A 24,882-nucleotide genomic window follows, 5' to 3' on the forward strand; every position below is an offset into this window, starting at 1 on the left:
TTATTCACCTAACTTTTTTTGCTTTACAGCGTGATTAAGCAAAGCGATTTGAGGATGGTGTTTTAAAAAATTTAAAATATCCATGTACTGCGCTGCACAAATATCAGTTGGGTAAGCACCTACCAATTGCTCAAACATCTCTAAATCAGTTGGCTCATCAATACATAGTCGCGCATTATCTTGGTAATCACACACTACTTTATATTGACTAGTTTTAAATTGCTCTGGATGCTGATATAGATACGGAGTCACATGCTCTTTCTGATAATCTTTCACAGCATTTTTTGCAGCCATTTTTAAGGCCTTAACCGACATTATTTCAGCGTCAAAACCACGGACATGCTCGCCAATGTACAGGCTCGAATAATCATCTCCTCGCTCAAGATGATAAGCAATTAATTGATCAACAAGTAGGCCATCTACTAACGGGCAATCAGCAGTCAAGCGGATAATACGATCATCATCATCCAAACCAAGCATCTGCACAACACCAGCAAAGCGTTGTAACACATTAAGCTTACTGCCGCGAAAAACCCTGACGCCTTGCTCTAAACAATGCACTGCAACACTGTCGTCATTACTATGATCGCTTGTTGCGATTACATGTTCGGTAATATTTTTTGCCGATTTAAGCCGTGTAATATGGTATTGCAGCAAGGATTGGCCATTAACAGTTTGTAACACTTTACCTAGCAATCGAGTGGAGTCATACCGAGCTTGTGAGCATGCGATCACTTTCATTGCTGAACATACTCCAACTTCATCGCGCTTCCTTTGTCCAATGCTTTGCTAGCAGGTTTACCAAGTATTGAGCTTAAATAACGTGGGTGTAAACCAAGGCCGGGTCTAACAGAACGTAAGTTTGCTTCAGTAAATACCTCACCTTGTTTAATATCTTGCGCTATGTACAAAGAACGTCTAAATGCGACGTTATCTTGCTCGCTTTGAGCTAAACGAAAGCTAGGCTCACCAAGCGCACTAAAAGCAGCTGTTGTAGCATCAACCATCGCTTTAAAACCACTAGGACTTAATGAAAACGCAGCATCAACACTGGTTGTATCATGTTCCAATTTAAAATGTTTTTCTATAATACTCGCCCCCAGTGCAACTGAGGCTATCGCGGCGGTATCGGCTAGACTATGGTCACTTAAACCAACAGGAAGTGCTAAGTGCTGTTTTAAATAAGCAAGTGTTGATAAATTACAATCACTGATTGGTGTAGGATAACCGCTTACACAGTGTAAAACTGCCAACTGCTTGCCGCCTGCTTCTTTTACCGCTGTCACCGCTTCTTCAATTTCATCAAGGGTTGCCATACCAGTAGACATAATTATCGGTTTTTGAGTCTGCGCTGCATATTGAATTAAGCCAATATCAGTGATCTCAAATGAGGCTATTTTATAAGCTGGGCAGTTTAAGTCTTCTAATAAGTCAATAGCTGTTTTATCAAACGGAGATGAAAACAACGTAATTCCATGATGCTTTGCACGGGAAAACAGGGCTTCATGCCAATGCCAAGGAGTATGTGCTTCTTCATATAAATCGTATAAAGTACGCCCTTGCCAGAGTTTATCTTTGACAACAAACTCGGGCCCATCATGGTTAAGCGTAATCGTATCTGGGCGGTAAGTTTGTATTTTAATTGCACTCGCCCCCGTTTTCGCAGCAGCATCAATCAGCGCCAATGCATCATCAATATTGCCACCATGATTTCCAGAAAGCTCAGCAATCGTGTAAGGCTGGCAACCTTCACCAATTTTAATACCATCAATAGTAATGTGCTTTTGTAGTTGCCCTACATCAAATTGAGTCATTGTTGTTTTTCACTATAAGTAGATTAATTGCATCTAAAATACGTGTAGCAGCTTTGCCATCGAAGGATTTTTTCGCTACCTGCGTTAAGTTATTTTTCTTATCGGCTGATTGTAATAAAAGTAAAGCCTGATGAATTACATTTTCAATACCTTGCGCGCTATTACGCAGGTCTAAGCCAATATAGGCACTACCGCATAAAGGCGACTGCAGTGCTTGTTGTTGATTATCAGCCATCACCAATGCAAGTGTTGGTACACCTAGATAAAGTAACTCGTAAAGGCTGCCTCCTGCTCCTGTAATAGCCATATCTGCTTGAGACATTATTTTAGCGACATTCGTTGCATCTAGATGCACAGTTACTCGGTTCGAAGTTGATAAGTTTTTTAGCTGCTCCAAAGTTTGCTTAGCCATCGAATTTGTCGCAAGTACATCAATATGCTTCACAACTGATTGTAATAATAAAGCTTGGCATATTTTAGCCGACAACATTTTGACATCCGTGCCACCTAAACACACTAAAACTCGGCCATTTTGTCGAAAAGTAGAGAGGGGCTGTGCAACAAATTCTTGACGGATAAGCCTATAATCTAGCCCTTGCACTGAAATAGTTGCTTGGTGCTTACTCTTAAATACATCACTTGGATTTACTAACAAATCAACGGTTAGAGAAGGCTCATACGTATTATCATCAAACAAAACTACACAGCTACCAGTTTGTTTTAAATCTATAAAATCCGATTCAGTTAAATAATAGTCATCAATAACCACTGCATCTGTAAGATGTAATTGCGTGGTTAAGCATTTTCCTGCTAACAACACTATTTTTATCGGCAGTAAATACAAGCGCTTTAGGAGTGTCGGGGCAATGTCATGTGCATATAGAACAACCTGATAGTTTTGCAATAAAGCAGCTTCAATTAATGCTAACTGGCGCATAATGTGGCCAAAACCAATAGTTTGGCTTGCATTCGCATAAAAAGCGATTTTTCTTTGTTCTTTCATACAAATAAGTGTTCTAAGGAACTATCAAATGACTATGCCTTCAGTTAAGCTTATATTCAAGTGCCCTAGCAAAACTTAATAAATGGTCTAAGATTTGCTTAACTTTTTAATATGCGAACAACAATACAAACACTATGACACAACAAACAGCCTATATTTTTGGTGCTGGTGATGCAGGTATCGCCGCGTATAACTTTTTAAAAGCTCGTTATAGTGTAAAGGGTTATATTGATAATGACGCTGAAAAACAAGCAATCCAAATAAATGGCTTGGACATATATACCCCTGAAAAAGTTCTTTACTCTGAATTTGATTATATTTTTATTGCCAGCGAGTTTTTTGAGCAAATAGAACAACAGCTTATAACTGAACTTGGATTGCCACCTCAGAAAGTAAAAGTACTCCCCGCTCACGCGATTAAAATAACAAAGCTTGGAGATAGCAATACCAAACCCCGAGCAACGCAATTACTTGGCCTTATTTGCAAAGCCTTAAGTCTTGAATCGGTAGATTACTTTGTTGATGCAGGTTCGCTATTAGGGATCGTTCGTGATAATGAGTTAATCCCATGGGATGATGATTTAGATATTGCCATCGCTCACCCCCATGCAAAACAGTGTTTAAATACACTCAATAAGCTGATACCGAAACTAGAGCAATGCTTTGGTGTTACATGGCAAGTAGCTATCAATTACGCCAAAAGTGACTACGCAACAATAAAACATAAAGATATTGCCAGTTTTAAGTTACGTCCTGTAACAAATTTAAAAGAATTCCCGCAAGTTGATTTTTTCATAAAGTATATTAATGGCGATGAAATGTACCACGTTATTTCATCACGCGGCTTCACCTTTAAAAGTAAGCATATGTTCCATAGAAAAAATATTACGTTTAAAACTCATAGCCTAATGATCCCTAGAGAAGCTGAGAGTTACCTACAAGACCACTATGGTGATGACTGGCGTACACCCAAGAAAGAATGGCATTTAGGACAAATAAGTAATGCAACCGTTTTTTAAGGAGAAGTAAATGAAAACGATTTTGACTTACGGTACCTTCGATTTGTTTCATATTGGCCACCTAAATCTACTTCGCAGACTAAAAGCAATGGGAGATCATTTAATTTTTGGTGTATCCACAGATGAGTTTAATTTAAAAGAGGGCAAACAAAGTATTTATAAATATCAGGATCGTGCCGATATAGTGGAAGCAATAGAATATGTTGACTGCGTGATACCTGAACAGAGTTGGCAGCAAAAATTAGAGATATTCAAAAGTATAACGTTGATATATTTGCTATTGGTAATGACTGGCAAGACAAATTTGATGAGCTTAAGCCATTTTGTGAGGTCGTTTATTTACCCCGAACAGAAAATATCTCATCCACCGCTGTTAAACAAAGCAATAATAAACACGATTCAGTAAGAAATAGGCTTCTGATGGAATTACAAAACTTATATTTAAAAAGTGAAATAAGCTCTCAACTTGATAACCTTATGAAAAATAATGAGGTTAAAGTCGTATCTTTTGATATATTTGATACTCTATTAAGACGTGACTGTGACTCTCCAACAGATATATTTAGTGCCGTCGCAAAAAGAGCTACTGAGAAAAATATTGAAATTAAAACTGATCCTGAATCATTTAGGAATAGTAGAATTTTCTTTGAGAAAAAAGCGAGACTACAAAACCCGCACCAAGATATTAATTTATCAGAGATCTACACATGTTCTCCTTACCCTAAATCAGTTCAGTTCGATTTTATTACAATTGAGCAAGAAATCGAATCAGAATATCTATATGCAGACCCTATAATCAAAGAGATCATACAACAGTTATCTAATTACAATGTCGATTTCATTGCGACATCAGATATGTACTTAGATACTAAATTTTTAGCTAATATCCTTAAAAAAAACTTTCCTGAAATAACCTTTAAACACATATTTGTTTCAAGCGAAACTCGATTAACAAAAGCAAGTGGTGACATGTACACTTATGTACTTAGTAAGCTTGGTATCGCTCAAAATCACTTACTACATATAGGGGATAACCTTAAGTCAGACTTTATAAATGCAACAAAAAAAAATATTAAGGCACTTCATTTCGCACCTCCAAGATGGATTGACCACGTATTATCCAGAGAGAGAACTTTTAAAAACTTCTATACAAATAGAATAAACCAAACAAGGAAGCTTGCTTCATTACTTACCCCTACTTTTTCAAGTGCAGAAGAAAAGTATGCATTTCTATTAGGAGCAGTTATCCATGGTCCGACGCTAGCTGGATTTGCAAAATGGACTAGAGAGCAATGTGAATTAAGCAATATAAATCATATTCTATTTCTTATGCGTGAAGGACAGATCTATAAACATGTTTTTGATTTTTTATCTGAAAAAAACGACTCTTTCTCAACATGTAAGTTCTATGCATCTCGAAAAGCAACGTATTTACCATCAATTACGCCAGAAGAGCTCAGTTACGATATTTCTCGAGTTCTCACCCGAAAAAACTACTCCGTAAAAAATTTATTTACAGACCTCCAATTACCTTACAAAAATGAGAAAGCACTGCAATCAATTTTAGAAGAAGAAGTAAATGAAATCTCAAATGATAACCGTAAAGTTCAGATTATCAGCACATACTTAGAAAAGCACCGTGAACAATTAACTCAGTTAATTCAGGATAAAAAGCAGTTATTAGATTTATACATTGAGCAAAATACGCAAGGAAATGATTTCGCTTTTGTAGACTTTGGTGCAGGTGGAACCATCAATTATCAAATAAAAAAAGCGGCAAAAAAATCGGCAAAACTTAACATTCTATTTTATACAACAGAGCGAGCATACAATCATGTAAAAGAGCTGACTTTTTCTTCATTTTTACCTTACTCTAGTAGCGTTTTTACAGATATTATGGCTATATCAAGAAGCCCTGAAATACTCGAATATTTCTTGGTTGGTAAAAGTACAACAACATTAGATCTTATTAATAAAAATCAAAAAATAGAACCTATCTGCGCCGAGTCTCCCATTTCTAAATGGCAACAAGACCTTGTTGATGCCTTTAATCAAGGGGTTAATTGTTATTTATACTTTAGTAAGAAATATTCACTAAACGAACAAAGTTATAGCCAAAGACTTGCCGCTATAACATGCTTGGCACGCCAAGTTAGGTTTCCAACTGAAGTTGAAGCAAACTTCTTAGGAGCGCTTAAACATGAAGATAATTTTGGCTCAGAAAGCCATTATTCGATCATCGAACAAGATGAACTTGATGAGGTTAATCGCATTGGCATAGAAGAGTTTTGGAGTAACCATTTAACATTCAAAGGGCAATTATCTAAAAATGTTACTTGGCCACAAGGGCTAATAACTAAATTAAACCCTCAATTTTTTTCAGATAATGTTTTTTTCCACAATGAAACTGAAAGTAAGCACCAAGAAGCTATCATTAGAATTCATGAGCAGTTAAAAGCGCACCAGATAAATGAAGTAATCGTTTATGGGGCTGGAGAATTTTTTGATGAGTTAGAGTTAGTACTTAAGTCATTAAATATTAATATTTTATATTTGGTTGATAAAAAAGCAGAGTTTGGAAATTATAAAATACGAAACTTTGATGTAATCAGTCCTACTCAAGCTTCAAATTTAAGTTTACCTGTAGTTATAGCATCTGAATCATTCTTAGATGAAATCCAAAAGCACATTGAAAATCTGAATATAAGTAACGGAGTTATAATTAAATGCTGAACTTCAAGAATGAATTAGAAAAAAGAAAGTTTATATTTCATCCGGAGCAAACTTTAGATTGGCGAGTTAGCAAGAGCTTGGCGGAGTTAGACTGTAGTTTGAAGTCACATATTATATCTGACATTAAAGACTTAAGCCTTCTTATAGCAGAGATCCATGCTTTAGACTTTCAACAAGAACTGATACTTACATTGGTAAATGAGCACTTAAATACTGCGAAAGAAGAAATTGAGAATGAATTATTTGAACATGGTTTTGTAAGAAGTTATATCGACTATCATTATTACACTTACGATAAGCTTTATGATAATCAGAAGTTTACTTTGGGTAGTTTTCGATTTTTAGGAAACACTCAAGACACACAAGACTCGTTAATATGGTTGAAAGAGAACCGCGACTTGCATATGGACATGCTCAGGGAGTCAGGCGCCCGCTCAGATGCCCACACCTACCGTTATGTATGGGCATGTAACTTTATACGAGAAGGCGATACTGTCATCGATTGCGCTTCAGGGTTAGGCTATGGTGGCTATTTACTTTCAAACTTATCAAAAGCACAACGTGTTTATGGCTTAGATATTTGCCAAGATAGCGTCAATTATTCGAATACTATTTATGGCAATAGTGAATTATCTTATCAACAATATGATTTAGATCTACTCGATAAATTAAATACTCCTCGCGTAGATACCATAACGTCTTTTGAAACGATTGAGCATCTTAGAAACTATGAGAACTTTTTTAAATTTTGCACTACCAATTTAAAACCTGATGGCCGCTTAGTTCTAAGCGTCCCATATTTATGGGTGGATGAGACAGGTAAAGACCCTAACCCGTTCCATTTTCATGAATTTGATTGGAATAAGTTTAAAACGCTTATTGAAAGCTATGGGTTCATGATTGAAAAAAGATTCGCACAAACCGCGCCTGGCGGATTTAAACTCCTTGATGCTGCAAGAACCTATAGCGAACTATCACCTAGCCAAGGCGAATTTGAAACTGAATGGATTATCGTTGTTGCGACGCCAAATTTAACGAATCCAATGTGGGCAAAAATCAATCGTGATTTAAGCTACGAGAATCCCCAATACTCAAGTAACTACTTACCTTCGTATATTGACTTTGCGAACGGTATGGACTCTCCTTGGCTGCATAGACAGGTTGTTCAAGTTGGCCAACGTATTGAAGACAAAAAATTAAGATCTTCTTATGCGCTTGAACTCCTTAATAGCGATACCTCTTTGCAAAACAGATTGCTACTTAACACTATTGTTAGCTATGCAGAAGATGAACATACCCAAAAATGGCTCGATAACAGCTTGGCCTTACTTGATGAAGCTGAAAAGGCAAAACCTTCTGGCTTTACATTAAGGTGGCTAATTTCACTGCGCTTCTCTCTCGGAAGTTACTTCTATAGCACAGGTAACTTTGCAGAAGCTGAAAAACAATTTTGTATTCTTGAAGGCTATAAAATTGAGAGGTTTTGCTCACTATTAGTAACAAAAACTGCTCAATCAAGCTTATATTTAGCACTAATTTTATTATCAAGAGGATTGAAAGAGAAAAGCCACTATCACTTAACACTTGCCAAGAGTAAAGTTCTAGAAGCGAGTGAAGCAATTTATCATGAACTTAAAAATGGCCGTGATAATAACGCTCCATTCTTATGGACAGAACTTGCAGAAATTATTGACTTGGGTGATAGCATAAACCGTTTTATTCTTGCGCTTGATGGAGCAAATATAGGAAAGAATAAACTTACGATTGCTAACATATTGAACTCTCGTAGGTTTGGTTTATTCGATCTTTCAGAAAAACTCAAACTACTTAATTCTCGAATAGACTCTCATCAAGTTGATCAAGTTCTAAGAATTATCGACATTAATATGATTAAAAAAATAAAACTTATTCAACCAAAAAAAATAGCCTTTTGGGGAATTTCAGCTTTATCAAACCATTTAGAGAATTCCTTGAAAGAGTACATTGGTGATAACTACTTCTTCATCGATTCTAATCCTGATAAACATGCTTCGTCACTTACGAAGACTATAATGACTCCGCTAGAGGCGTATAAAGAGCATCCAGATTTAATAATCATTTGCTCTATAACATCTGCTGATGCAATTAAGAATCAGATTCCAAAAAATATAAAATCCTTGAGTATCTCTATAAGTGAATAATGAGATGAGTTTAAACAAATTATTAGATAACATTAAAAGTGTATATGATGAGCACGACACCCTTATCTTAAGAAATCACGAATTAAAAAATGAACTCAAAGCAAAATTCTTACCTATTGTAAGTTCTAATTTAGGTGAAAACATATGGGTTGGTGCAAAAAGCAGTCGATTTTTTGACAGAGGTTTAAAACCAAAAGTAATTAGTTACTACACTAAAAATACAAGTTATCAAAATTGCGCGATGGAACTTAAAAGTTCACTTGATACTATTGGGTACGATAATTACCTAATACATGGTGTTGACTCCGCGGGTGATTGGGAAGTCAATTGCAGTTTAAAACCTGAATTCATTTTAAACACATTAAAAGAAACTAAAGGCCCCGTTCTTTGGGTTGATGCAGATGCAAAAGTAAAAAGGGCTCCATTGATCCCTCATTTTGTAGACTTTGGGGTTCATTTGTACGATGACTGGGAATTCGCCAGTGGAACTCTTTTTTTCAATTACACCAAAAACGCCATTGAGTTATTAAAAAACTGGACCTTTTTAAGCAAAATAAAGCCCTTGATATGGGATCAAATGTTATTAGATCAGGCTTGGTGTGAAGTTTCGACTTCTTCGCCACTGATCACTTGTTGGTTACCGAATAGTTACACTTATATATTCGATCAAAAAAACTGTATTTCTGCGCCGCACATAATCCATTATCAAGAGTCACGTACGCAAACTAAGAAGAAAAAACCTAACTTTAGTAATAGGCTAGTATCTTCACGTAAAAACAATATAGCTAATGAAGAGAGGTTTGATATTTTGCCTACAGGAACATCAATTGATGACTATACTTGGCCAGACATTATTCTGGGCCTCAATATATTAATAGATAGACTTTACAGCATTAAAGGTGGCTCTGGTAAGCGCTTTGAGTTTATTCAAGTGGGTGCTATGGATGGTAAACGATTCGACCCCCTTCACAAGCATATAAAAGCGAAAAATTTAAAAGGAATTCTATTAGAGCCAAATAAAGAGATGTTTGACTTATTGGTAGAAAATTACCGAGCTTATGATCAATTAACACTCATCAATGCTGCAATTCATGATGAAGAAAAAATCATACTCAATAGGATCCCCAGAGATGTAATAGAAAATGAAATCTTACCTGAATGGGCATTAGGAATTTCATCTATATATACAGACAGAAATGCATTAGGGGGAAAGCAAGTAGACAATGAAACCCTCTCGCTAATACAAAAATATATGGTCTCTGAAGAGGTTGATTGTGTAACACTTGAAAGCTTAATTTCAGAATATAACATCTTAGAATTAGATTTACTTCAGATAGATACGGAAGGCCACGATTGGCAAGTGTTATCTTCATTTCCAATTAAAAAAATAAAGCCAATGATTATAAACTTTGAATACTATAATCTACCAAAAGATGAACAGTTAGAGGCTCAACAATGGCTTATAGACCATGGTTACGCTTTTACAAAAGACCATAAAGACATCACAGCTACATTATTGAGGCTTCCTAAATGAATCAATTTGAAGTGTACATCTATTTTGCATCAATGGGGCGTTCAGGAAGCACATTAATCGCTAATTACTTTACAAAGCCTGATGCCAAACAGTTTATGTTTGTCGAACCTAATGTTTCAGAAAACAATCGTTTTAATGCTAATTTAATAAATCAATTAACTGACTTTTCTTTACAAAATGACCCTAGCTCATTGCCTGAAACGTTAAAATCATTAAAAGAAAAAAACTACAAAATAGGAATAAAAGAAGTAAAGTCTGACATACACTCTCAAGTTAACAAGCTTATCTTTCCTGAAAAAATCGTTGCAACATGCAGAAATATTAAAGATATTTATTTAAGTTTAGTTGAGAAGCACAGGCAACAAAATGTGCCTTTAAACGAAGATTGGTCTTACGAATATTGCTTAAGAGAATCAAAGTATATATTAAGTTTTTGCGAAAAGAATAGCTGCTCTAAAATCATTCGATACGAAGACTTTATTGATTCTTATGATTACAGAAGTGAGCTTTGCCAACTACTAGAACTTGAAGGGGAAGGTGTTGTAGATAGAAATTTTGACATCTACAACAGGACATTTGAACAGGAATTATTTAAAGGTGAAATAAGAAAACGAGATAAGCCTTACAGGCATATTGTTCAAAAAGATATCCAACAAGCTGAAAAGCTTTCTGAAGAGTGCCAAGCTTACCAAGCTTATTTTGATTACGTATAATAATACATTAGCTTATCTAACCAACGTCTAGACGTTGGTTAGATAATATTAGTACCCATATAAGTTGAGTAACTCATGACAATTAGCTTCTATTTCTGCTCTTTCTTCATTTGTTATATATTTGAGAAGTAACTTGTCATTTTCAATGTATGAGTTGAGGCATACAATTTCTTTTTCTGCTGTTTTAACTATATCTTCATCTAATAAATTCGCTATCTCAGTGTTAATGATTGATGGACTGAGAATAAAATCTTCAAATTTAATTACCACCATGCTCTTCAAGGTAAGATTAAATTTATAATTATAATAAGAACAAAAATTAACTAAAGCAGATTGACCACTTGAGATTATAGACCTAAATTTCTTATCTTTGAATGCTTTAACCATTGACATTAGCTTGCTAGTAATCTCTAGCTCTAAATCTTTGCTATTGATATAGTATTTTTTCATTTCAGCATACATAAGCACAGGATTTCTTATAAAAATAACCCCCTTCTCGTTGCCTATAAAATCAGATAGCAGATTGTTAAAAATGATTATGTCATTTTTCTCAAAACCTAGCTCGCTGATCAGAGGATCGGCAGTATAAGCTTCTATGCATTCAGACGATGAAAATGATTTAAAAAGCTTCCTAGAAGCAACTTGCTCATCAACTAAATTTCGCCCTACAAATTTAAAGCTTGAGTCAAGCTTAGATAAATATTGATATAAAACATCTACAGCAGTATATACAGAACTATATACTTGCAACACTTTTAAAGGATTGCCTTGTTTCAAAAGCGTAGGACTCTTAGAAGCAAAGCTCCAGTCACATTTTTTATTACATGATACTGGAAAGTCACTTCTTATATCACTTAAGTAAGATAACCATATCTTATTTAAGCCATTATAAAACTCTATATTATTTTCTTCCTCATTCAAGCTATAGAGCACAGACTGCATTGGTGTATGAAAATATAATAATGAGCCTTTTAAAATATTGAAGTAAAATCGATTAACAGTGTCTTTATATGAGTATATATACCTTGATTGCCTCATCAAGTTATCAGCAGCCTCTTTAACTGTGACCACACTTTCACTAGCTATTGATATTAAATGACTTATAATTTCATCAAAAACCGTTTGAATTCTCTCAACATGTGAATTCGAAGGTATATTTATCTGCGAGAATAAGCTTTTAACCAAGGCTACTTCTTCAATTTTATTAACACTATAACCTAGCTCAATTAGCTCATCACTGTGAACAGAAGTAGCACCATTGATTGATAGCCCATCTCCAACATTTTTAACATCACATTTTGGAAATAAACTTATTAATAGCTCTAATTGATTATTAGACATCTTAAATGTGCTATTAGTCTTAATTAATTTATTGAAGTTTCCAATAACTGAATCTGAGTCTAAATCCAATTCTTCGTAATCAAACTTACCTTTATGTAAATCATTATAAATACTTAGTTGCGAGTGAATAAGCCCTTCATTGACACTCCCATTATCAACTCCAAATAAATATATATCCTTGAAGCCAAAGCTCAAAGCAAAGGATAAAGCTGTATTTGCGACAAGAGGATTTGAATGTGGTATAAATGGTAGCCCTTTTTTATTCTTAATATAGTGCTGGAGATTAATATAATCAGAGCCGGCTTCGTTACCTTTAAGAGCCAAACCTGACCACTTATATAAATCGACTGTATCTGGATAAACGGTATTAACAGATAATAAATTAACTTTTTTATACTCGCCAACAGGTAGCATGTCTAACAAAGCTTCATAATTGCGCAGCGGCCTCTCCACTAATACATGAAAATCCGCATTTACACCGGCCTTAACTAATGAGCCAAGCGCAGTCCCGCATGCAAAAATAATTGCTTTGCCTTGATTTCGCTTAATGTACTCTATTGACTCATCTAAAGAAGGGCCATTTCCTACTATGAATACTGGAGGGTTGCTTTCATTTCGTTTTATTTTATCTAAATCTTGATTGAAAAAATTTTCATTGTTTTGCGTATGAATCAAAGAGTGTGCAAAGCCAGTAATTGCATCATTATAGAAACCAAAACCGAACTGAAAACGAAAATAATTTGAGTAAAAATTCTGCGCCAATTTTGATAACTTATCATCTTGATAGTGCTGAAAACAAAAACTATTTACTATACAAAAAGCACCAATATCTTCTGCGATAATACTGAGATCCTCCGCTAACTCCTGCTCGCTAGCTCCTAGCAGTAAAAATAAGCACCCTTTTTCATCATCAACCCTTTGAATTAACTTAGACCAGTCTATGCAAAATAAACTAGCAAAGAAGACTTCAAAATCTGGTTCAATGATAAATATATAAGAAAACTCAACACGCTCTATTAAGCTTTCAACAGCATAACCTAACCCTAAACCAAAAATCATTGCAGAAGGAAATGATCCCTTAATCTCACTTAAGCTATCTGATTGCTCGTATAAACCTATCTTCCTGATATATTCGATTAACTTTTGCATGTATTGAATATGCAAACGTTCATCGAAGTTTAATAAGTCTACTTTTGTATATTCAGTTTTAGCAATTATTGGGGTCGTTAGTGCCGTATTCACTTGTGTATTGACTTGCTGATAAGGATCTTCACCATATAGTGGAGCTTCTTTGCCTTTTGGCACAAAATTGCCATGACCAGACTTAGTCACATGCAGACAAAAATCTTCTCTTGGTTGAAACTCCTGAATTGCTTTAAACACGTCAGGGTAGTAGTGTTTAAATGCAGCTAAGTTTTTTGTGAATCGCTCATTTGCTTCTACTGCAAATTGTTGCTCTCGTAATTCATGGGCTTGCGCCTCAGAGAGTTTTTGTTCTATATCGTTTATTTGATCTTGGAAATTCGGCGGTAGTGTCATTAGTAGCCTACTTAAGCTGGTTATATAATCCAACTTTCTTTTTATTTTTCATTAAATTAGAAAGATCACTTTTACTTGAGTCTTTTGCATCTTGAAGCTGCTGGCAAAGTATTATTAGCTGTTGATTCATCTCTTGTAATCGCACTTGCTCTGGCAGATTAAGTTTTTGAGGCTGACTAAATACATCTTTTAATGAATTAAGAAAAAGCTCAAGCTGAGCAGTTGACTTTTCTACTTGCTGTTCAGCTACTTGTAGCTTTAATAAATTTAATTGATCTTCTAATTGCTCTAGCTTAGCTTGCATGGGCACTGTTTTCAGCAAATGTTTGGTTGCGCACTTCGACAGGAATAGCATCCCAAGCTGATTTGATTTCTTTCAACAGATTAGATACTTCATCTACTATTTTCACATCATTTTGAATGCTAGCATCAATTAAGCGCTCAATCATATAAGAATATAGTGAAAATAAGTTTTCGGTTACTTCACCGCCAACCTCAAAATCTAAACAATCTCGTAATGCACCAAGAATTGCTGATGCTTTTGACAAGTGTTCACTTTTAGCCTCTAGGTGTTTTTTATCAATCGCCACTTTCGCAAGTACCATTTTTTCAATAGCCCCCGCCATCAACATTTGAATGATTTCATAGCGATCAGCCCCCGCAACTCGTGTCTTTAGGGCTTCTTTTTGATAATTTTTAACTCTAGCGTTGTACATACATCACCTACTCTATCGTGTGCTTTAAATTAATATAAAAAAGACGTTATTTTGATTTTGTAAAGCCTGGTAAACTTGATAATTGCGCACTTAAATAACTTTGTGTAGATTGCATCTGTGCAAGTAATACATCTAATCCTGAGTATTGTTTTCTCAACCGCGACTCTAATGACTCCATTCGATACTCATGATTGATAACATCATCTTCTAACTCATCTAATTGAGCATTAAGTGAATTCTCACGTTGTTTCATAATACCATTGGAGTCTACATAGTTATCTAATAAAGACTCAAATTTTTTCGCCAAACCGTTTTCACCAGAAAAAGCTTTGCCAATATCATCAAAATTTTCGTCCATAGCCTCATTTAAACTACGAACCAGCGAAGACTTTTCTAGATAACCATCTTTTTTGACTCCTAAGCCAATGTCAAAAATACTTGAAAAAGGGCCTGCATCGGTTAATTCCGTAGACAATGTGTTTACTAATTGCGAATCAAATGAACGAATCGTTGAATCACCATTAAGTGGCTTTCCAACACGAGTTTGAAAACCAATTTGACCGATTAAATTATTATAATTAGCAATTAACTCATCTACGAGCTTTGTCACACTCGATTTATCATACTCCACTGCAAGTTTAGCCGTTTCACCATCAATGCTTTGACGCTTCGCAACAATAGTCATATCTTGCACCGCATTTTTAAATGTATTGGTGTCGTTGGTAATTTCAATACCATCAACTTTAATTTTAGCGTCTTTCGCTTCGTTACCAGCAGCGATACCAATACCACCTGCACCACCTGCATTTGCAACGGTTGATACATTATCAAGTTCGGCATTATCATTGGTGATAACCAAATCATTACCTGAACCGCTTACATTAGAAGTAAGTACCAACTTTGATTCTGTACCTGTGTTTATTATATTTGCAGTTACACCAAAGTTATCATCAGAATCATTTATTGCGTCGCGTAAATCTGCAAGTGTCGCACCAGCATCAAGCGTTAGATCAAAACTTTTATCGCCAGCGGCAAAGGACAAGGTGCCGCCAGAAGCAGAAACTACATCGTCAGTAGAGGTAAATAAGGGTGGAACAGCATCGTTTGATGTTGCTCGACTGCCTTGAGCAAGTTCGAGTACTTCAATTTTGAAGTTACCAGGTGTAATGTCTTTTGTTGGTGTGACAGAGATAAGATCACCATCATCACTACTTGGTTGAGTAATGTTCGCAATACGCTTATTAAAGCTATCAGGATCTGCCAGTTTCTCAATGGTATCTTGCAGTTTTGACATCGCGGACTTTATTTCTCCCAGCGAAGAAAGTTCAACTTGTAGAGTCTCTTCTTTTTTTGCAAATGCATTTAGTTTAGGAGTATTTTCAGCAGCTAATGTAGCTGAAATGATACTCTCTAAATCTAAACCAGAGCCAACGCCTGCAGATGTGATAAGTGGCATAATAGTTACTCCTGGCAGCAATAAAACTTGCTAAGCCGTTTTATTAAATAATAAACCTTTATTGGTAAGTTTATCGGCAAATTCATCTAAAGCTTTAGCTACTTCACGAAACTCTTTAGTGGGGATCTCACGTATTACTTCATTACTTTGTTTATCAAGTACTTTAATAATTGGAGGGTCACCCAATTCATCAAACTCAAATATCAAATTTGTCGCAGTAACTGGAATAAACTCATTGAGTTTTTCTAGGTTCTCTTTAACTTCAGCAATTAAATCTGTTTTATCCTGCTGCTCTGTTTTTTTAGTATTATCGATATCTACCGCCTCCCTACCAGCAAGTTCCGTGCCTTTATTCCGTTTCCCCTCTTCAATGACGGCTTTTACTTGGCCGAGTACACTAGCAGTAGAGCCATCATTTGCCTTTTGTGTAGAATTAAAATCAATCATCACAACCCCCTTGGTTATAAGCTTAAGTATAAGCCACTATGAGAAAATTTGCTGCTTCACTTAGTGGCTTATAAAACGTTACTAAATTACCCTAGTAATGATAACGCAACTTGAGGACGTTGATTCGCTTGGCTCAAAATTGACTGACTCGCTTGTTGCAAGATTTGCATCTTCGTTAAATTAGCCGTTTCTTGTGCAAAATCAGTATCTTGTATTCTAGACTTTGCAGCACTAAGGTTCTCAGCTATATTCGATTGATTACGAATCGTTGATTGGAAGCGATTTTGAATAGCACCCAACTCTGCACGTTTTTTATCCACTACTGCAATCATTGCGTCCATACCAGCCATAACAGCTTGTGCATTAGCTTGAGTTGAAACGCTTATGCCATCTACAGTAAAAACCTCTGCAAAACTTGTAGCGTCAGGGGCGGATCCTATGCTGCCATTAATAGTATTTGTTACAGAGTCTAAAGTTGCTCCCGAAACCGCACTAGCAGCACTTGCAATCCCCGACATGGTAAATCCACCATTAGCAGTAATACTGTTATTACCTTTTGCTGCTACGGTTGAATTACCAATTGTTTCCATACTAAAACTAATGTTTTGAACTGCATCAGCCCCTACTTGGAAGTTAGCCGAGTAAGTGCCATCAAGAAGGTTTTGACCACCAAACGTAGTATCTGCTGCAACACGGTTAACCTCAGCAGATAATGAACGTATTTCATCCTGTATAGCTAAACGATCTTCATCAGTATTTGAACCATTTGCTGCTTGCTGTGCTAGAGTACGCATGCGTTGAAACATTGATGTTACTTCATCAAGTGCACCCTCAGCTGTTTGCGCTAGTGAGATACCATCATTTGCGTTACGGTTACCTTGGTTAAGACCATTAATCTGTGACGTTAAACGGTCTGAAATTTGTAAGCCAGCAGCATCATCTTTCGCACTGTTAATACGAAAACCTGATGATAAACGTTGAAATGATGTATCCAGTGCATTACCAGAATTGTTTAATTGTCTTTGTGCGTTTAATGCACTAACATTTGTATTTACATATAAAGCCATGATTATCTCTCCCGAAGTAAACTTATCATTTACTCTCAAACTTACTTAGATTAAGCAGTGGTTGTTATTTACAACGCTATGCTTGGTTAATTAAGTTATCGGTCTGGTCAAAAAATCCTTTAGTTTTTTTTCATGTTTTTTAAATTTATTTTTTAACCTATTGTTATAATTTATATTTTAAATATAAAAAAAATGTCCGCTATGGCTAATTTCAAATAGTAACTAACGATGAATATTCTTTTTAGCTCTCAATTAAGTTACTAAATAACAAAGGAATGAATCTTAAGAGGTGAGAAAATGACAAGAGTAAGGCAATGTTTTGCCTTACTCTAATTAGTTATAAATAGTCGAAAAGGGACAAATTAGCTAAGCGGCCAAACGTTGCCTGTGAAGCTTGCAGTGCCGTTTCTTGTTTTGTGAGCTCAGTGATTGCTTCTGCCATGTCTAGTTCAACCAAATCTGCACGCGAAGATTTATTATTTACATCTAAATCGCTATTAGACAGGGTGATTTTTTCAGCGGTGTTTAATCGCCCACCTAATCCCGCTTGAGTTAACGACACTTGATTTTTACCATTATCAATTTGCGTCATAGCATCTGCTAATACTTGCTCATAATCCTCTTGACTTATACTTGGATTAGTTAAGCCTGCAATCAAATCACTCAAAGTATTTAACACATTTTCTTTTTGCGGTGCCTCTAAGGTGAAATCAACTTGTCCATTTGCAACAGGGTTCATACTAATTTCCAGACCTGCAACTTTGAGAGTTGAACCTTCAAATGTACCTGACTCAATCATATTACCGCCCAACTCTACAGAATAGCTATTAGGTGTCCCCGCTGTAGTGATCACATTAAAGGTATTTGCTCCGACTGCTGCTGTCGGATCAGCGTTATAGTTTGCTTTATGAAAAGCATCAAATTGTGCTTGTTCACGCACATACACTTTTGCACTAGTGATACCGCCTGATACGACAGCATCATTTGACGTAACATTCAAACGCGCATTTACTTTTTCAAAGGTATCAAAGCCGTTATCACTGGATTTTATTTCCACACCTTCAGCTACTTTGATCTTGTGCTGACCTTGATCACCACCATACACATATCTACCTGTTGATGAATCAAGCGAGTACGTTTGCGTGTTATCTTGATAACCTGAAAATATGTATTTACCGTCTTCTGTTTTAGCATTCATTAAATCAAGCACACTGCTTTGTATTGATTTAATTTCTTCCGCAATTCCTTCACGGTCTATATCTGTGTAAACACCATTACCAGCTTGAATTGCCAATGTATGTGCTCTTTCTAATGAGCTTTTAATACTATCAAGTACGCTTTCTTGAGTATTTAATCGACTCGTCAACATAGTGATATTTTTACTATATTGCTCATTCGCTTGAATACGATCTGTATATAATAATGCCCGTGCCGTTGCCGATGGATCATCTGCAGCGGTCAGTACACGCTTTTGGGTATTAACTTGCTCTTGCGCTTTATTAACATTCTGTTGGTTATTCAAAATAGACTTTAGGCTATTTTGATACATTTGATTATTTGATAAACGCATAATTACCTCGCCGCACTGAGTAATGTGTCAAAAATTGTACGAGCCGTTGATAGCACTTGTGCTGAGGCTGCGTAAGACTGCTGAAAACGCAATAAGTTTGCAGCCTCTTCATCTAAATTCACCCCTGACAATGATTCATACCAAGCTTCAGATTGCTGAGCTAACGCTTCAAAAGCAGCACCATTGGTCATTGCTTGGTTAGTTACCACCCCAATATCAGTCACCAAGCCAGCATAAGCTTGATTAAATGTTTTATGATTATCTGCCGATGCAGTTGTGGTCACATTTTGACGTACTAACTCACCACTTTGTAGTCCTGCCAATAATAAACCATTCCGGTTATCATCAAATCCGCCTTCGTTGAACTCCAAAGTAAAGCTATCACCAACAGCGGGAGTTCCTTCAATATTAAAATCAAACCCATAGCTATCATAAGGTGCACCTGCTTGAGAAAGTATATTTTCGGCAGGAGGTGTAATGGTAAATGTTGTCGTGCCGTTATCATCCGTTAACGTGTATTCGTTTGCATTTGCAGTCTTAACAATACTAATAGCACCATTGGCTAAACTAGGTGGACTTGTCGTTGTAAACCCACCACTGGTTACACTGCTCACTGTTCCAGTTGAGATATTAGCATTACCGGTATTGTTGATATTATCTGCAGTGCGGATAGGTGATGCCAATGCCAGCGCTTCAGGCCTATCGGTTGCCAGTGTTAAAGTAGATGCGGCTTCCGCATTTAATTTAACCGCAAATTGATCACCCACATTCCCTGTCCCAGTTACATTTAACTGTAAGCCGAAAGACTCTCCACCTGTTATGGTTGACGAATCAATAACTCCAGCCACGATGTCTGCACTTGAGGGGGAGCCTAATGGCTCTCCTTTATTATCAACAGGTTGTATTTCAACTGTTGTTGCACTTGTATAAGTAATAATAAAATCACTGGCAGGAATTTCACTCCCTTTACCAGGCTCTAAAGTGGCCGTCATACTTGAGTTGCCGGTATTTGCTTGATAAGCATAACCGCCAACTGTGGGGATCGAAAAAATATCCCCTCCCAGCTCACCGTTTCCATCCATACCTAGTCTATTTTGCTGGTTAAACGCGTCAGCAAGTGCGAGCCCCATTTGGCCAAGTTGATTCTGTGCTGGTACTAAAATATCATCACGAAAAGCGAGTAACCCACCTATTTTACCCTTTAGTTTACTAACATCTACTTCAAGCGGCACGGCTTTGCCGCCATTCACATCAAGGTGTAACTCTTTAAAATTAGGATCAGGATCACCCGTCATCGAAAATAAATTGAATGCACCATCTTGCATGACTAATGACTCACCTGTCCCCATAAAAACAAGCTTTTCACCATTGGGGCCATCAAGTGTTTCAACATCAATCAACTCAGATAGTTTACGAATTGCTAAATCTCGCTCGTTATACATAGTGCTAGATTCTGCTTCGTTGCGAGTGCCATTTACGGTTGCAATTTGTTTATTCAAACTGCTGATATTTTGAATTAACGTATTGGCTTCATCGGAAAAGATCTCCAGTTGTTCATTGACTATATTTTTTTGATCAAAAACAATGCCTGATAGTCTATCCATCTGATCAAGCAAATTTTCGGCATCAGTCATCACTAATGAGCGTGCAACAGATGACGATGGCTGGTTTAAACTTTCTTGGATATTGTTAAAAAAAGAATTAACACTCGTCGACAAGCTGTTTGATTCCTCAGAGAATAACGTATCAACACGGCCTGCTTCTGTAACAAATTGATCAAAGAAGGTTTTATTTGAAGTATCACGGTTGAGCTGCTTTTGCGCAAATTCATTTAATAATCGATACGTTTCGCCACGGCCAACTTGATTGTCGATCATGGTCATATGTTCTGTGCGTTCACGTACATAACCAACCGTATTAACATTTGCAATGTTCTTACTGGTGGTTTGTAATAATTCTGAATTAGCACGAACGCCTGAATTGGCAATGTCTAATAAATTAAACGACATCTTAATTTACTCCTTGGCGAACGAGTGTTGTCGCCAGTGTTTTAAGCTCAGTCCGATTAAGAACTTGCTTAATTTTGTCGGCATAGTTGGGGTCGGTGGCATAACCTGCTTTTTGTAATGAATCTAAGAATGCAGCAGGTTTTGCAGTATTTTGTAGTGCTTCTTGATAGCGCGGGTTGTCTGTTAAAAACTGCACAAAGTCATTCACGCTGTCTTTAATTGAATCGTAAGCCCGAAAGCTTGCTTGTTTTTTGACAGGGGTACCTTGCTCAAACTCGAGCGTCACTTTATTGGCTTTATCGCCTTGCCAGCTTTTATCTGATTTAATATTAAATAAGTTAAAGCTGCTATTGCCATCACTTTTATTAATCACATGTTTTCCCCAGCCGGTTTCCAGAGCCGCTTGGGCAACCATCACCGCTGGATTCAAACCAATTTTCTCAGCAGCCGTTTTAGCATGTTCCCAAACGGTACTAATAAAATCATCAGCATTTTCAAACAATGGTTTTTGCTGTGTGGATGACGTGGTATCGACACTGTCCGGTTGCGTTTTACTTGCTGTACTTTGCCCGTTTGCGCGGCGATCACTACTAAAGTTATCGACTGTGCGTAGCACTGAACTAGGTGTAAAGTTTTTAGCGTCAGGGGAGAGTTGCTGCACGATTAAATCGGCTAAACCCAGTGAGCCTTTTGATGACAGATCAACGGATAGTTGTTGATCATGCATTTCTTCAAAGAACTTTACGCCACTGGAATTAAACGGGCTGTCTTTATCTTCAAACGCTTCATTGGCTTTACGCATGCTTTTTAATAGCATTTGCGTAAAAATAGATTCAAATTGTGCCGCTGCTTTTTTTAATGCTTCTTTTGATGCTTCAGGCGAGGCATCACTTTTTAAGGCGTCTTGACGTAACGTATTAAGATTGCCTAAATCAAAGAAGTTTTGTTTATCGAGATGATTAGTATCCATCAGCAATTTGACACAGTGATTAATAATGGAATTAACAATGCAATAATTGAGCCAAAGCAAGTTTCGGATTACTTATAAGGAGTGCCAGTTTGCCAAGACGATAGAGATAAGTTCGTTATACAAATAACATCCCCCTAAAGTTTAATCATAAACTTAGGGGGGATATATTTTAAATAACAACAAGTTGACCGCTAATTGCGCCCGCTTCTTTTAATGCTTCAAGGATTGCCATTAAATCACCTGGTGCTGCACCCACTTCATTAATTGCCCGAACTAAATCGTCAAGACTTACTCCTGGGTTGAAAACAAATGCTCTTGAATCATCTTGGTCAACGTCAATAATACTTTGATTAGTCACTGTTGTTTCACCATCACTTAGCGCGTTTGGCTGCGATACATTTTGCTGTTCGGCAATCGTGACTGTTAATCCGCCATGAGTAACTGCGGCTGCTTGTAATTTGACATTTTTGCCAATCACTATAGTACCCGTACGAGAGTTAACAATTATTTTTGCAGACGTATCGGCAGGTTTAAACTCAAGATTTTCCAAAGTCGATAAATAAGCGACTCGTTGCGAAGCATCACGTGGAGCAATAACACGAATAGACGCCGCATCGATTGCTTGCGCACTTTGTGGGCCAACCAAATCATTAATTGTTTGCTCTAATCGTTTTGCGGTAGTGAAATCTGGGCGGTTTAAGTTAAAGGTAATATAGTCACCTTGCATAAAAGGGCTGTTAATCGCACGCTCGACTGTTGCCCCGTTAGGGATACGACCGACTGTCGGTGTATTCATCACGACTCGACTACCATCAGCCCCTTCAACGCCTAACCCGCCTACAATTAAGCTACCTTGCGCTATCGCGTAGGTATTACCATCAACCCCTTTTAAAAAAGTTTGCAGTAATGTACCACCGCGTAAACTGCCAGCACTCCCGATTGAAGAGACTGTGATATCAATCGTCTGTCCAGGCTTTCTAAAGGCTGGTAATTCGGCATGAACGGCAACCGCCGCTACATTTTTTATCTTAGGTTTTAAGCTTGCTTCCAATGTGATGCCAAAGCTGTTTAGCATAGCTTTAAAGCTTTGCTCGGTAAAACGACTTTGCTCACCGGTGCCAGGCAAACCGACAACAAGGCCATAACCGACCAATTGGTTTGAGCGAACGCCTTCAACCATAGAAACATCTTTTATACGCTCAGCGCTGGCAGTAAAGTGCCAACCCAACAAACCAATACATAGCAACACTTTTAGACTTTTCATCATCAACTTCCTTTAAAAAGGGAACAGAGCACTGCTAAAGAAGCGTGTTAACCATCCGCCACTTTGCGACTCTTGTATTTGCCCTTTACCAGAATATTGAATACGTGCATTGGCAATTCTGTTAGAGGTCACTGTATTATCTGACGTTACATCTTGCGGACGAACGAGTCCCTCCAGACGAATAAATTCTTCACCGGTGTTTAAAGTGAGCCACTTCTCACCACGGATCACTAAATTGCCGTTGGGTAATACACGCATTACATTCACTGAAATATCACCAAACAGGCTATTTGATTGATTGGACTTAGAATCACCTTTAAATGATGAATCACTACCAATACCAAACTGAATGCTGTCACCGCCAATATTGACAGGTAAGCCACCTAAACCAATCACAGGATCTAAATTAGCATCACTTTCTTTATCTGTTTCTGTTTTTGCTGCCTTACTAGCTTGGGTCGACTCTTGGAGCTTAACAGTGATAATGTCGCCCGTTCGCAACGCTTTTTTATCAGAATAGAGGTCGTTTGATAAGTAGCTATCAAATAACGAACCGGTTGGCACAACTTGCTCGGCAGCTGGCTCTGGGTACATTGGAGCGTAGTATGGATCATCTTGAACCACATGGAGATTTTGAGTGGTCATACAACCACTCAAGACACATGCACCCGCTAAAACTATGGATAAATTACGCATCACTTTACTCCAATAATTATTAAAGTTGTTGATTGATATAACTCATCATTTCATCTACTGCTGAAATAACTTTTGAGTTCATTTCATAGATGCGTTGAGTTTCAATCAAGTTCACCAACTCTTCTGTTACATTTACATTTGAGGTTTCAAGTGCCCCTTGCACCACAGTTCCTAAACCTTCGAGACCCGGATTCCCTTGTACTGGAGCACCACTTACTGCGGTCTCGGTATATAAGTTTTGTCCAACAGGCTCTAGACCCGATGGATTGATAAAATCGCTGATCGTCAACTGACCAATCACCACGTTATCTGGCTGGCCTGCAATGCGAACAGATACTTCACCATCTTGCGACACGGTAATTGATTGCGCATCATCAGGCACATTCATTTCTGGTTGCACAGGAAACCCCGCCCCCGCGGTTACAATACGGCCGTCTTCATCAGTGGTAAATTGCCCATTGCGCGAATAAGCAATATTGCCATCAGGTTGCAACACTTCAAAAAAACCAGGCCCTGAGATCATCCAATCAAGTGAATTCTCAGTGGTTAACATATTCCCTTGAGAAAAGTTTTTTTGGTTTGCAACCACTTTAGCACCGGCACCGAGCATTAAACCTGAAGGCATTTCAGTGTCTTGTGATGAGCGACCACCAGGCTGATTAATATTTTGATACAATAAGTCCTCAAACACCGCACGGCTTTTCTTATAACCAACAGTACTGGCATTGGCTAAATTATTTGAGATCACCGAAATATCGGTTTGTTGAGCATCAAGCCCTGTTTTACTTATCCACAATGCAGGATTCATAGT

The 24,882-nt window shown here is 37.1% G+C and carries 20 protein-coding genes and 1 pseudogene; 6 read left to right on the forward strand and 15 right to left on the reverse strand.

Features of this window, described 5'->3' with window-relative positions:
• Genes CWB85_RS03275 through CWB85_RS03285 form a run of 3 tightly spaced genes read right to left on the reverse strand, consistent with a single transcriptional unit; the run spans position 1 to position 2,817 of the window.
• A complete protein-coding gene (locus CWB85_RS03275) occupies positions 1-741 on the reverse strand; it encodes a cytidylyltransferase domain-containing protein (RefSeq protein ID WP_138554082.1) in 741 nt (246 codons plus the stop codon).
• Positions 738-1,814: a pseudaminic acid synthase gene (gene pseI / locus CWB85_RS03280; RefSeq protein ID WP_138554083.1), complete on the reverse strand. Its 1,077-nt coding sequence runs from the start codon at positions 1,812-1,814 to the stop codon at positions 738-740. The genes CWB85_RS03275 and pseI overlap by 4 nt, the downstream gene beginning before the upstream one ends.
• The gene (locus CWB85_RS03285) at positions 1,801-2,817 is read right to left on the reverse strand and encodes a hypothetical protein (RefSeq protein ID WP_138554084.1); all 1,017 of its coding nucleotides are present in this window, start codon (positions 2,815-2,817) and stop codon (positions 1,801-1,803) included. Before CWB85_RS03285 ends, pseI begins: the two co-directional genes overlap by 14 nt.
• Before the next feature lie 134 nt (positions 2,818-2,951).
• Between CWB85_RS03285 and CWB85_RS03290 the strand changes: the two genes are divergently transcribed.
• From CWB85_RS03290 to CWB85_RS03310, 6 genes and pseudogenes are all read left to right on the forward strand, one after another.
• Positions 2,952-3,836, forward strand: coding sequence for a LicD family protein (locus tag CWB85_RS03290; protein ID WP_138554085.1), 885 nt, complete (start codon positions 2,952-2,954; stop codon positions 3,834-3,836).
• A gap of 10 nt (positions 3,837-3,846) precedes the next feature.
• Positions 3,847-4,226 (forward strand): annotated as a pseudogene (locus tag CWB85_RS03295) (adenylyltransferase/cytidyltransferase family protein); the annotation flags it as partial.
• Between the two features lie 30 nt (positions 4,227-4,256).
• Positions 4,257-6,569, forward strand: a complete 2,313-nt coding sequence (locus CWB85_RS22620; RefSeq protein WP_212748231.1) for an HAD-IA family hydrolase — start codon at positions 4,257-4,259, stop codon at positions 6,567-6,569.
• Positions 6,563-8,749, forward strand: coding sequence for a class I SAM-dependent methyltransferase (locus CWB85_RS03300; protein WP_138554086.1), 2,187 nt, complete (start codon positions 6,563-6,565; stop codon positions 8,747-8,749). Before CWB85_RS22620 ends, CWB85_RS03300 begins: the two co-directional genes overlap by 7 nt.
• A 4-nt stretch (positions 8,750-8,753) precedes the next feature.
• Complete coding sequence (locus CWB85_RS03305; RefSeq protein ID WP_138554087.1) at positions 8,754-10,283, forward strand: FkbM family methyltransferase; 1,530 nt, start codon at positions 8,754-8,756, stop codon at positions 10,281-10,283.
• Positions 10,280-10,996, forward strand: a complete 717-nt coding sequence (locus CWB85_RS03310; protein ID WP_138554088.1) for a hypothetical protein — start codon at positions 10,280-10,282, stop codon at positions 10,994-10,996. The genes CWB85_RS03305 and CWB85_RS03310 overlap by 4 nt, the downstream gene beginning before the upstream one ends.
• Positions 10,997-11,044: 48 nt before the next feature.
• Here the strand turns inward: CWB85_RS03310 and CWB85_RS03315 are convergent, their stop codons facing one another.
• The 12 genes from CWB85_RS03315 to flgG all read right to left on the reverse strand — a co-directional run bounded on the left by CWB85_RS03315 (position 11,045) and on the right by flgG (position 24,879).
• Complete coding sequence (locus CWB85_RS03315; RefSeq protein ID WP_138554089.1) at positions 11,045-13,876, reverse strand: motility associated factor glycosyltransferase family protein; 2,832 nt, start codon at positions 13,874-13,876, stop codon at positions 11,045-11,047.
• A 7-nt stretch (positions 13,877-13,883) separates the two neighbouring features.
• Positions 13,884-14,180 carry a hypothetical protein gene (locus tag CWB85_RS03320; RefSeq protein WP_138554090.1) on the reverse strand — a complete coding sequence of 99 codons (297 nt, stop codon included), beginning with the start codon at positions 14,178-14,180 and terminating at the stop codon, positions 13,884-13,886.
• Complete coding sequence (gene fliS, locus CWB85_RS03325) at positions 14,170-14,592, reverse strand: flagellar export chaperone FliS (protein WP_138554091.1); 423 nt, start codon at positions 14,590-14,592, stop codon at positions 14,170-14,172. The genes CWB85_RS03320 and fliS overlap by 11 nt, the downstream gene beginning before the upstream one ends.
• A gap of 46 nt (positions 14,593-14,638) precedes the next feature.
• Positions 14,639-16,048, reverse strand: coding sequence for a flagellar filament capping protein FliD (gene fliD, locus CWB85_RS03330; RefSeq protein ID WP_138554092.1), 1,410 nt, complete (start codon positions 16,046-16,048; stop codon positions 14,639-14,641).
• Positions 16,049-16,078: 30 nt separating this feature from the next.
• Positions 16,079-16,495: a flagellar protein FlaG gene (locus tag CWB85_RS03335; RefSeq protein WP_138554093.1), complete on the reverse strand. Its 417-nt coding sequence runs from the start codon at positions 16,493-16,495 to the stop codon at positions 16,079-16,081.
• Positions 16,496-16,581: 86 nt separating this feature from the next.
• On the reverse strand, positions 16,582-17,562 hold the full coding sequence (locus CWB85_RS03340) for a flagellin N-terminal helical domain-containing protein (protein WP_138554094.1): 981 nt from the start codon (positions 17,560-17,562) through the stop codon (positions 16,582-16,584).
• 337 nt (positions 17,563-17,899) lie between these two features.
• The gene (gene flgL / locus CWB85_RS03345) at positions 17,900-19,132 is read right to left on the reverse strand and encodes a flagellar hook-associated protein FlgL (protein ID WP_138554095.1); all 1,233 of its coding nucleotides are present in this window, start codon (positions 19,130-19,132) and stop codon (positions 17,900-17,902) included.
• A 2-nt stretch (positions 19,133-19,134) separates the two neighbouring features.
• Positions 19,135-21,141 (reverse strand): flagellar hook-associated protein FlgK, encoded by a 2,007-nt coding sequence (flgK, locus tag CWB85_RS03350; protein WP_138554096.1) that lies wholly within the window; start codon positions 21,139-21,141, stop codon positions 19,135-19,137.
• Between the two features lies 1 nt (position 21,142).
• The gene (gene flgJ / locus CWB85_RS03355; RefSeq protein WP_016710634.1) at positions 21,143-22,111 is read right to left on the reverse strand and encodes a flagellar assembly peptidoglycan hydrolase FlgJ; all 969 of its coding nucleotides are present in this window, start codon (positions 22,109-22,111) and stop codon (positions 21,143-21,145) included.
• 169 nt (positions 22,112-22,280) lie between these two features.
• Positions 22,281-23,375, reverse strand: coding sequence for a flagellar basal body P-ring protein FlgI (locus tag CWB85_RS03360; RefSeq protein WP_016710633.1), 1,095 nt, complete (start codon positions 23,373-23,375; stop codon positions 22,281-22,283).
• A gap of 12 nt (positions 23,376-23,387) precedes the next feature.
• Positions 23,388-24,071, reverse strand: a complete 684-nt coding sequence (flgH, locus tag CWB85_RS03365; RefSeq protein WP_016710632.1) for a flagellar basal body L-ring protein FlgH — start codon at positions 24,069-24,071, stop codon at positions 23,388-23,390.
• Between the two features lie 19 nt (positions 24,072-24,090).
• Positions 24,091-24,879: a flagellar basal-body rod protein FlgG gene (flgG, locus tag CWB85_RS03370; RefSeq protein WP_016710631.1), complete on the reverse strand. Its 789-nt coding sequence runs from the start codon at positions 24,877-24,879 to the stop codon at positions 24,091-24,093.
• Positions 24,880-24,882: the final 3 nt, after the last annotated feature.

It is taken from the genome of Pseudoalteromonas sp. S1727, from assembly GCF_005886375.1.
Taxonomy (GTDB): domain Bacteria; phylum Pseudomonadota; class Gammaproteobacteria; order Enterobacterales; family Alteromonadaceae; genus Pseudoalteromonas; species Pseudoalteromonas haloplanktis.

Bases quoted from the DNA above. Each gene is read 5' to 3' on its own strand.
- CWB85_RS03275 (WP_138554082.1), bottom strand. From the start codon at position 741: ATGAAAGTGATCGCATGCTCACAAGCTCGGTATGACTCCACTCGATTG.
- pseI (WP_138554083.1), bottom strand. From the start codon at position 1,814: ATGACTCAATTTGATGTAGGGCAACTACAAAAGCACATTACTATTGAT.
- CWB85_RS03285 (WP_138554084.1), bottom strand. From the start codon at position 2,817: ATGAAAGAACAAAGAAAAATCGCTTTTTATGCGAATGCAAGCCAAACT.
- CWB85_RS03290 (WP_138554085.1), top strand. From the start codon at position 2,952: ATGACACAACAAACAGCCTATATTTTTGGTGCTGGTGATGCAGGTATC.
- CWB85_RS22620 (WP_212748231.1), top strand. From the start codon at position 4,257: ATGGAATTACAAAACTTATATTTAAAAAGTGAAATAAGCTCTCAACTT.
- CWB85_RS03300 (WP_138554086.1), top strand. From the start codon at position 6,563: ATGCTGAACTTCAAGAATGAATTAGAAAAAAGAAAGTTTATATTTCAT.
- CWB85_RS03305 (WP_138554087.1), top strand. From the start codon at position 8,754: ATGAGTTTAAACAAATTATTAGATAACATTAAAAGTGTATATGATGAG.
- CWB85_RS03310 (WP_138554088.1), top strand. From the start codon at position 10,280: ATGAATCAATTTGAAGTGTACATCTATTTTGCATCAATGGGGCGTTCA.
- CWB85_RS03315 (WP_138554089.1), bottom strand. From the start codon at position 13,876: ATGACACTACCGCCGAATTTCCAAGATCAAATAAACGATATAGAACAA.
- CWB85_RS03320 (WP_138554090.1), bottom strand. From the start codon at position 14,180: ATGCAAGCTAAGCTAGAGCAATTAGAAGATCAATTAAATTTATTAAAG.
- fliS (WP_138554091.1), bottom strand. From the start codon at position 14,592: ATGTACAACGCTAGAGTTAAAAATTATCAAAAAGAAGCCCTAAAGACA.
- fliD (WP_138554092.1), bottom strand. From the start codon at position 16,048: ATGCCACTTATCACATCTGCAGGCGTTGGCTCTGGTTTAGATTTAGAG.
- CWB85_RS03335 (WP_138554093.1), bottom strand. From the start codon at position 16,495: ATGATTGATTTTAATTCTACACAAAAGGCAAATGATGGCTCTACTGCT.
- CWB85_RS03340 (WP_138554094.1), bottom strand. From the start codon at position 17,562: ATGGCTTTATATGTAAATACAAATGTTAGTGCATTAAACGCACAAAGA.
- flgL (WP_138554095.1), bottom strand. From the start codon at position 19,132: ATGCGTTTATCAAATAATCAAATGTATCAAAATAGCCTAAAGTCTATT.
- flgK (WP_138554096.1), bottom strand. From the start codon at position 21,141: ATGTCGTTTAATTTATTAGACATTGCCAATTCAGGCGTTCGTGCTAAT.
- flgJ (WP_016710634.1), bottom strand. From the start codon at position 22,111: ATGGATACTAATCATCTCGATAAACAAAACTTCTTTGATTTAGGCAAT.
- CWB85_RS03360 (WP_016710633.1), bottom strand. From the start codon at position 23,375: ATGAAAAGTCTAAAAGTGTTGCTATGTATTGGTTTGTTGGGTTGGCAC.
- flgH (WP_016710632.1), bottom strand. From the start codon at position 24,071: ATGCGTAATTTATCCATAGTTTTAGCGGGTGCATGTGTCTTGAGTGGT.
- flgG (WP_016710631.1), bottom strand. From the start codon at position 24,879: ATGAATCCTGCATTGTGGATAAGTAAAACAGGGCTTGATGCTCAACAA.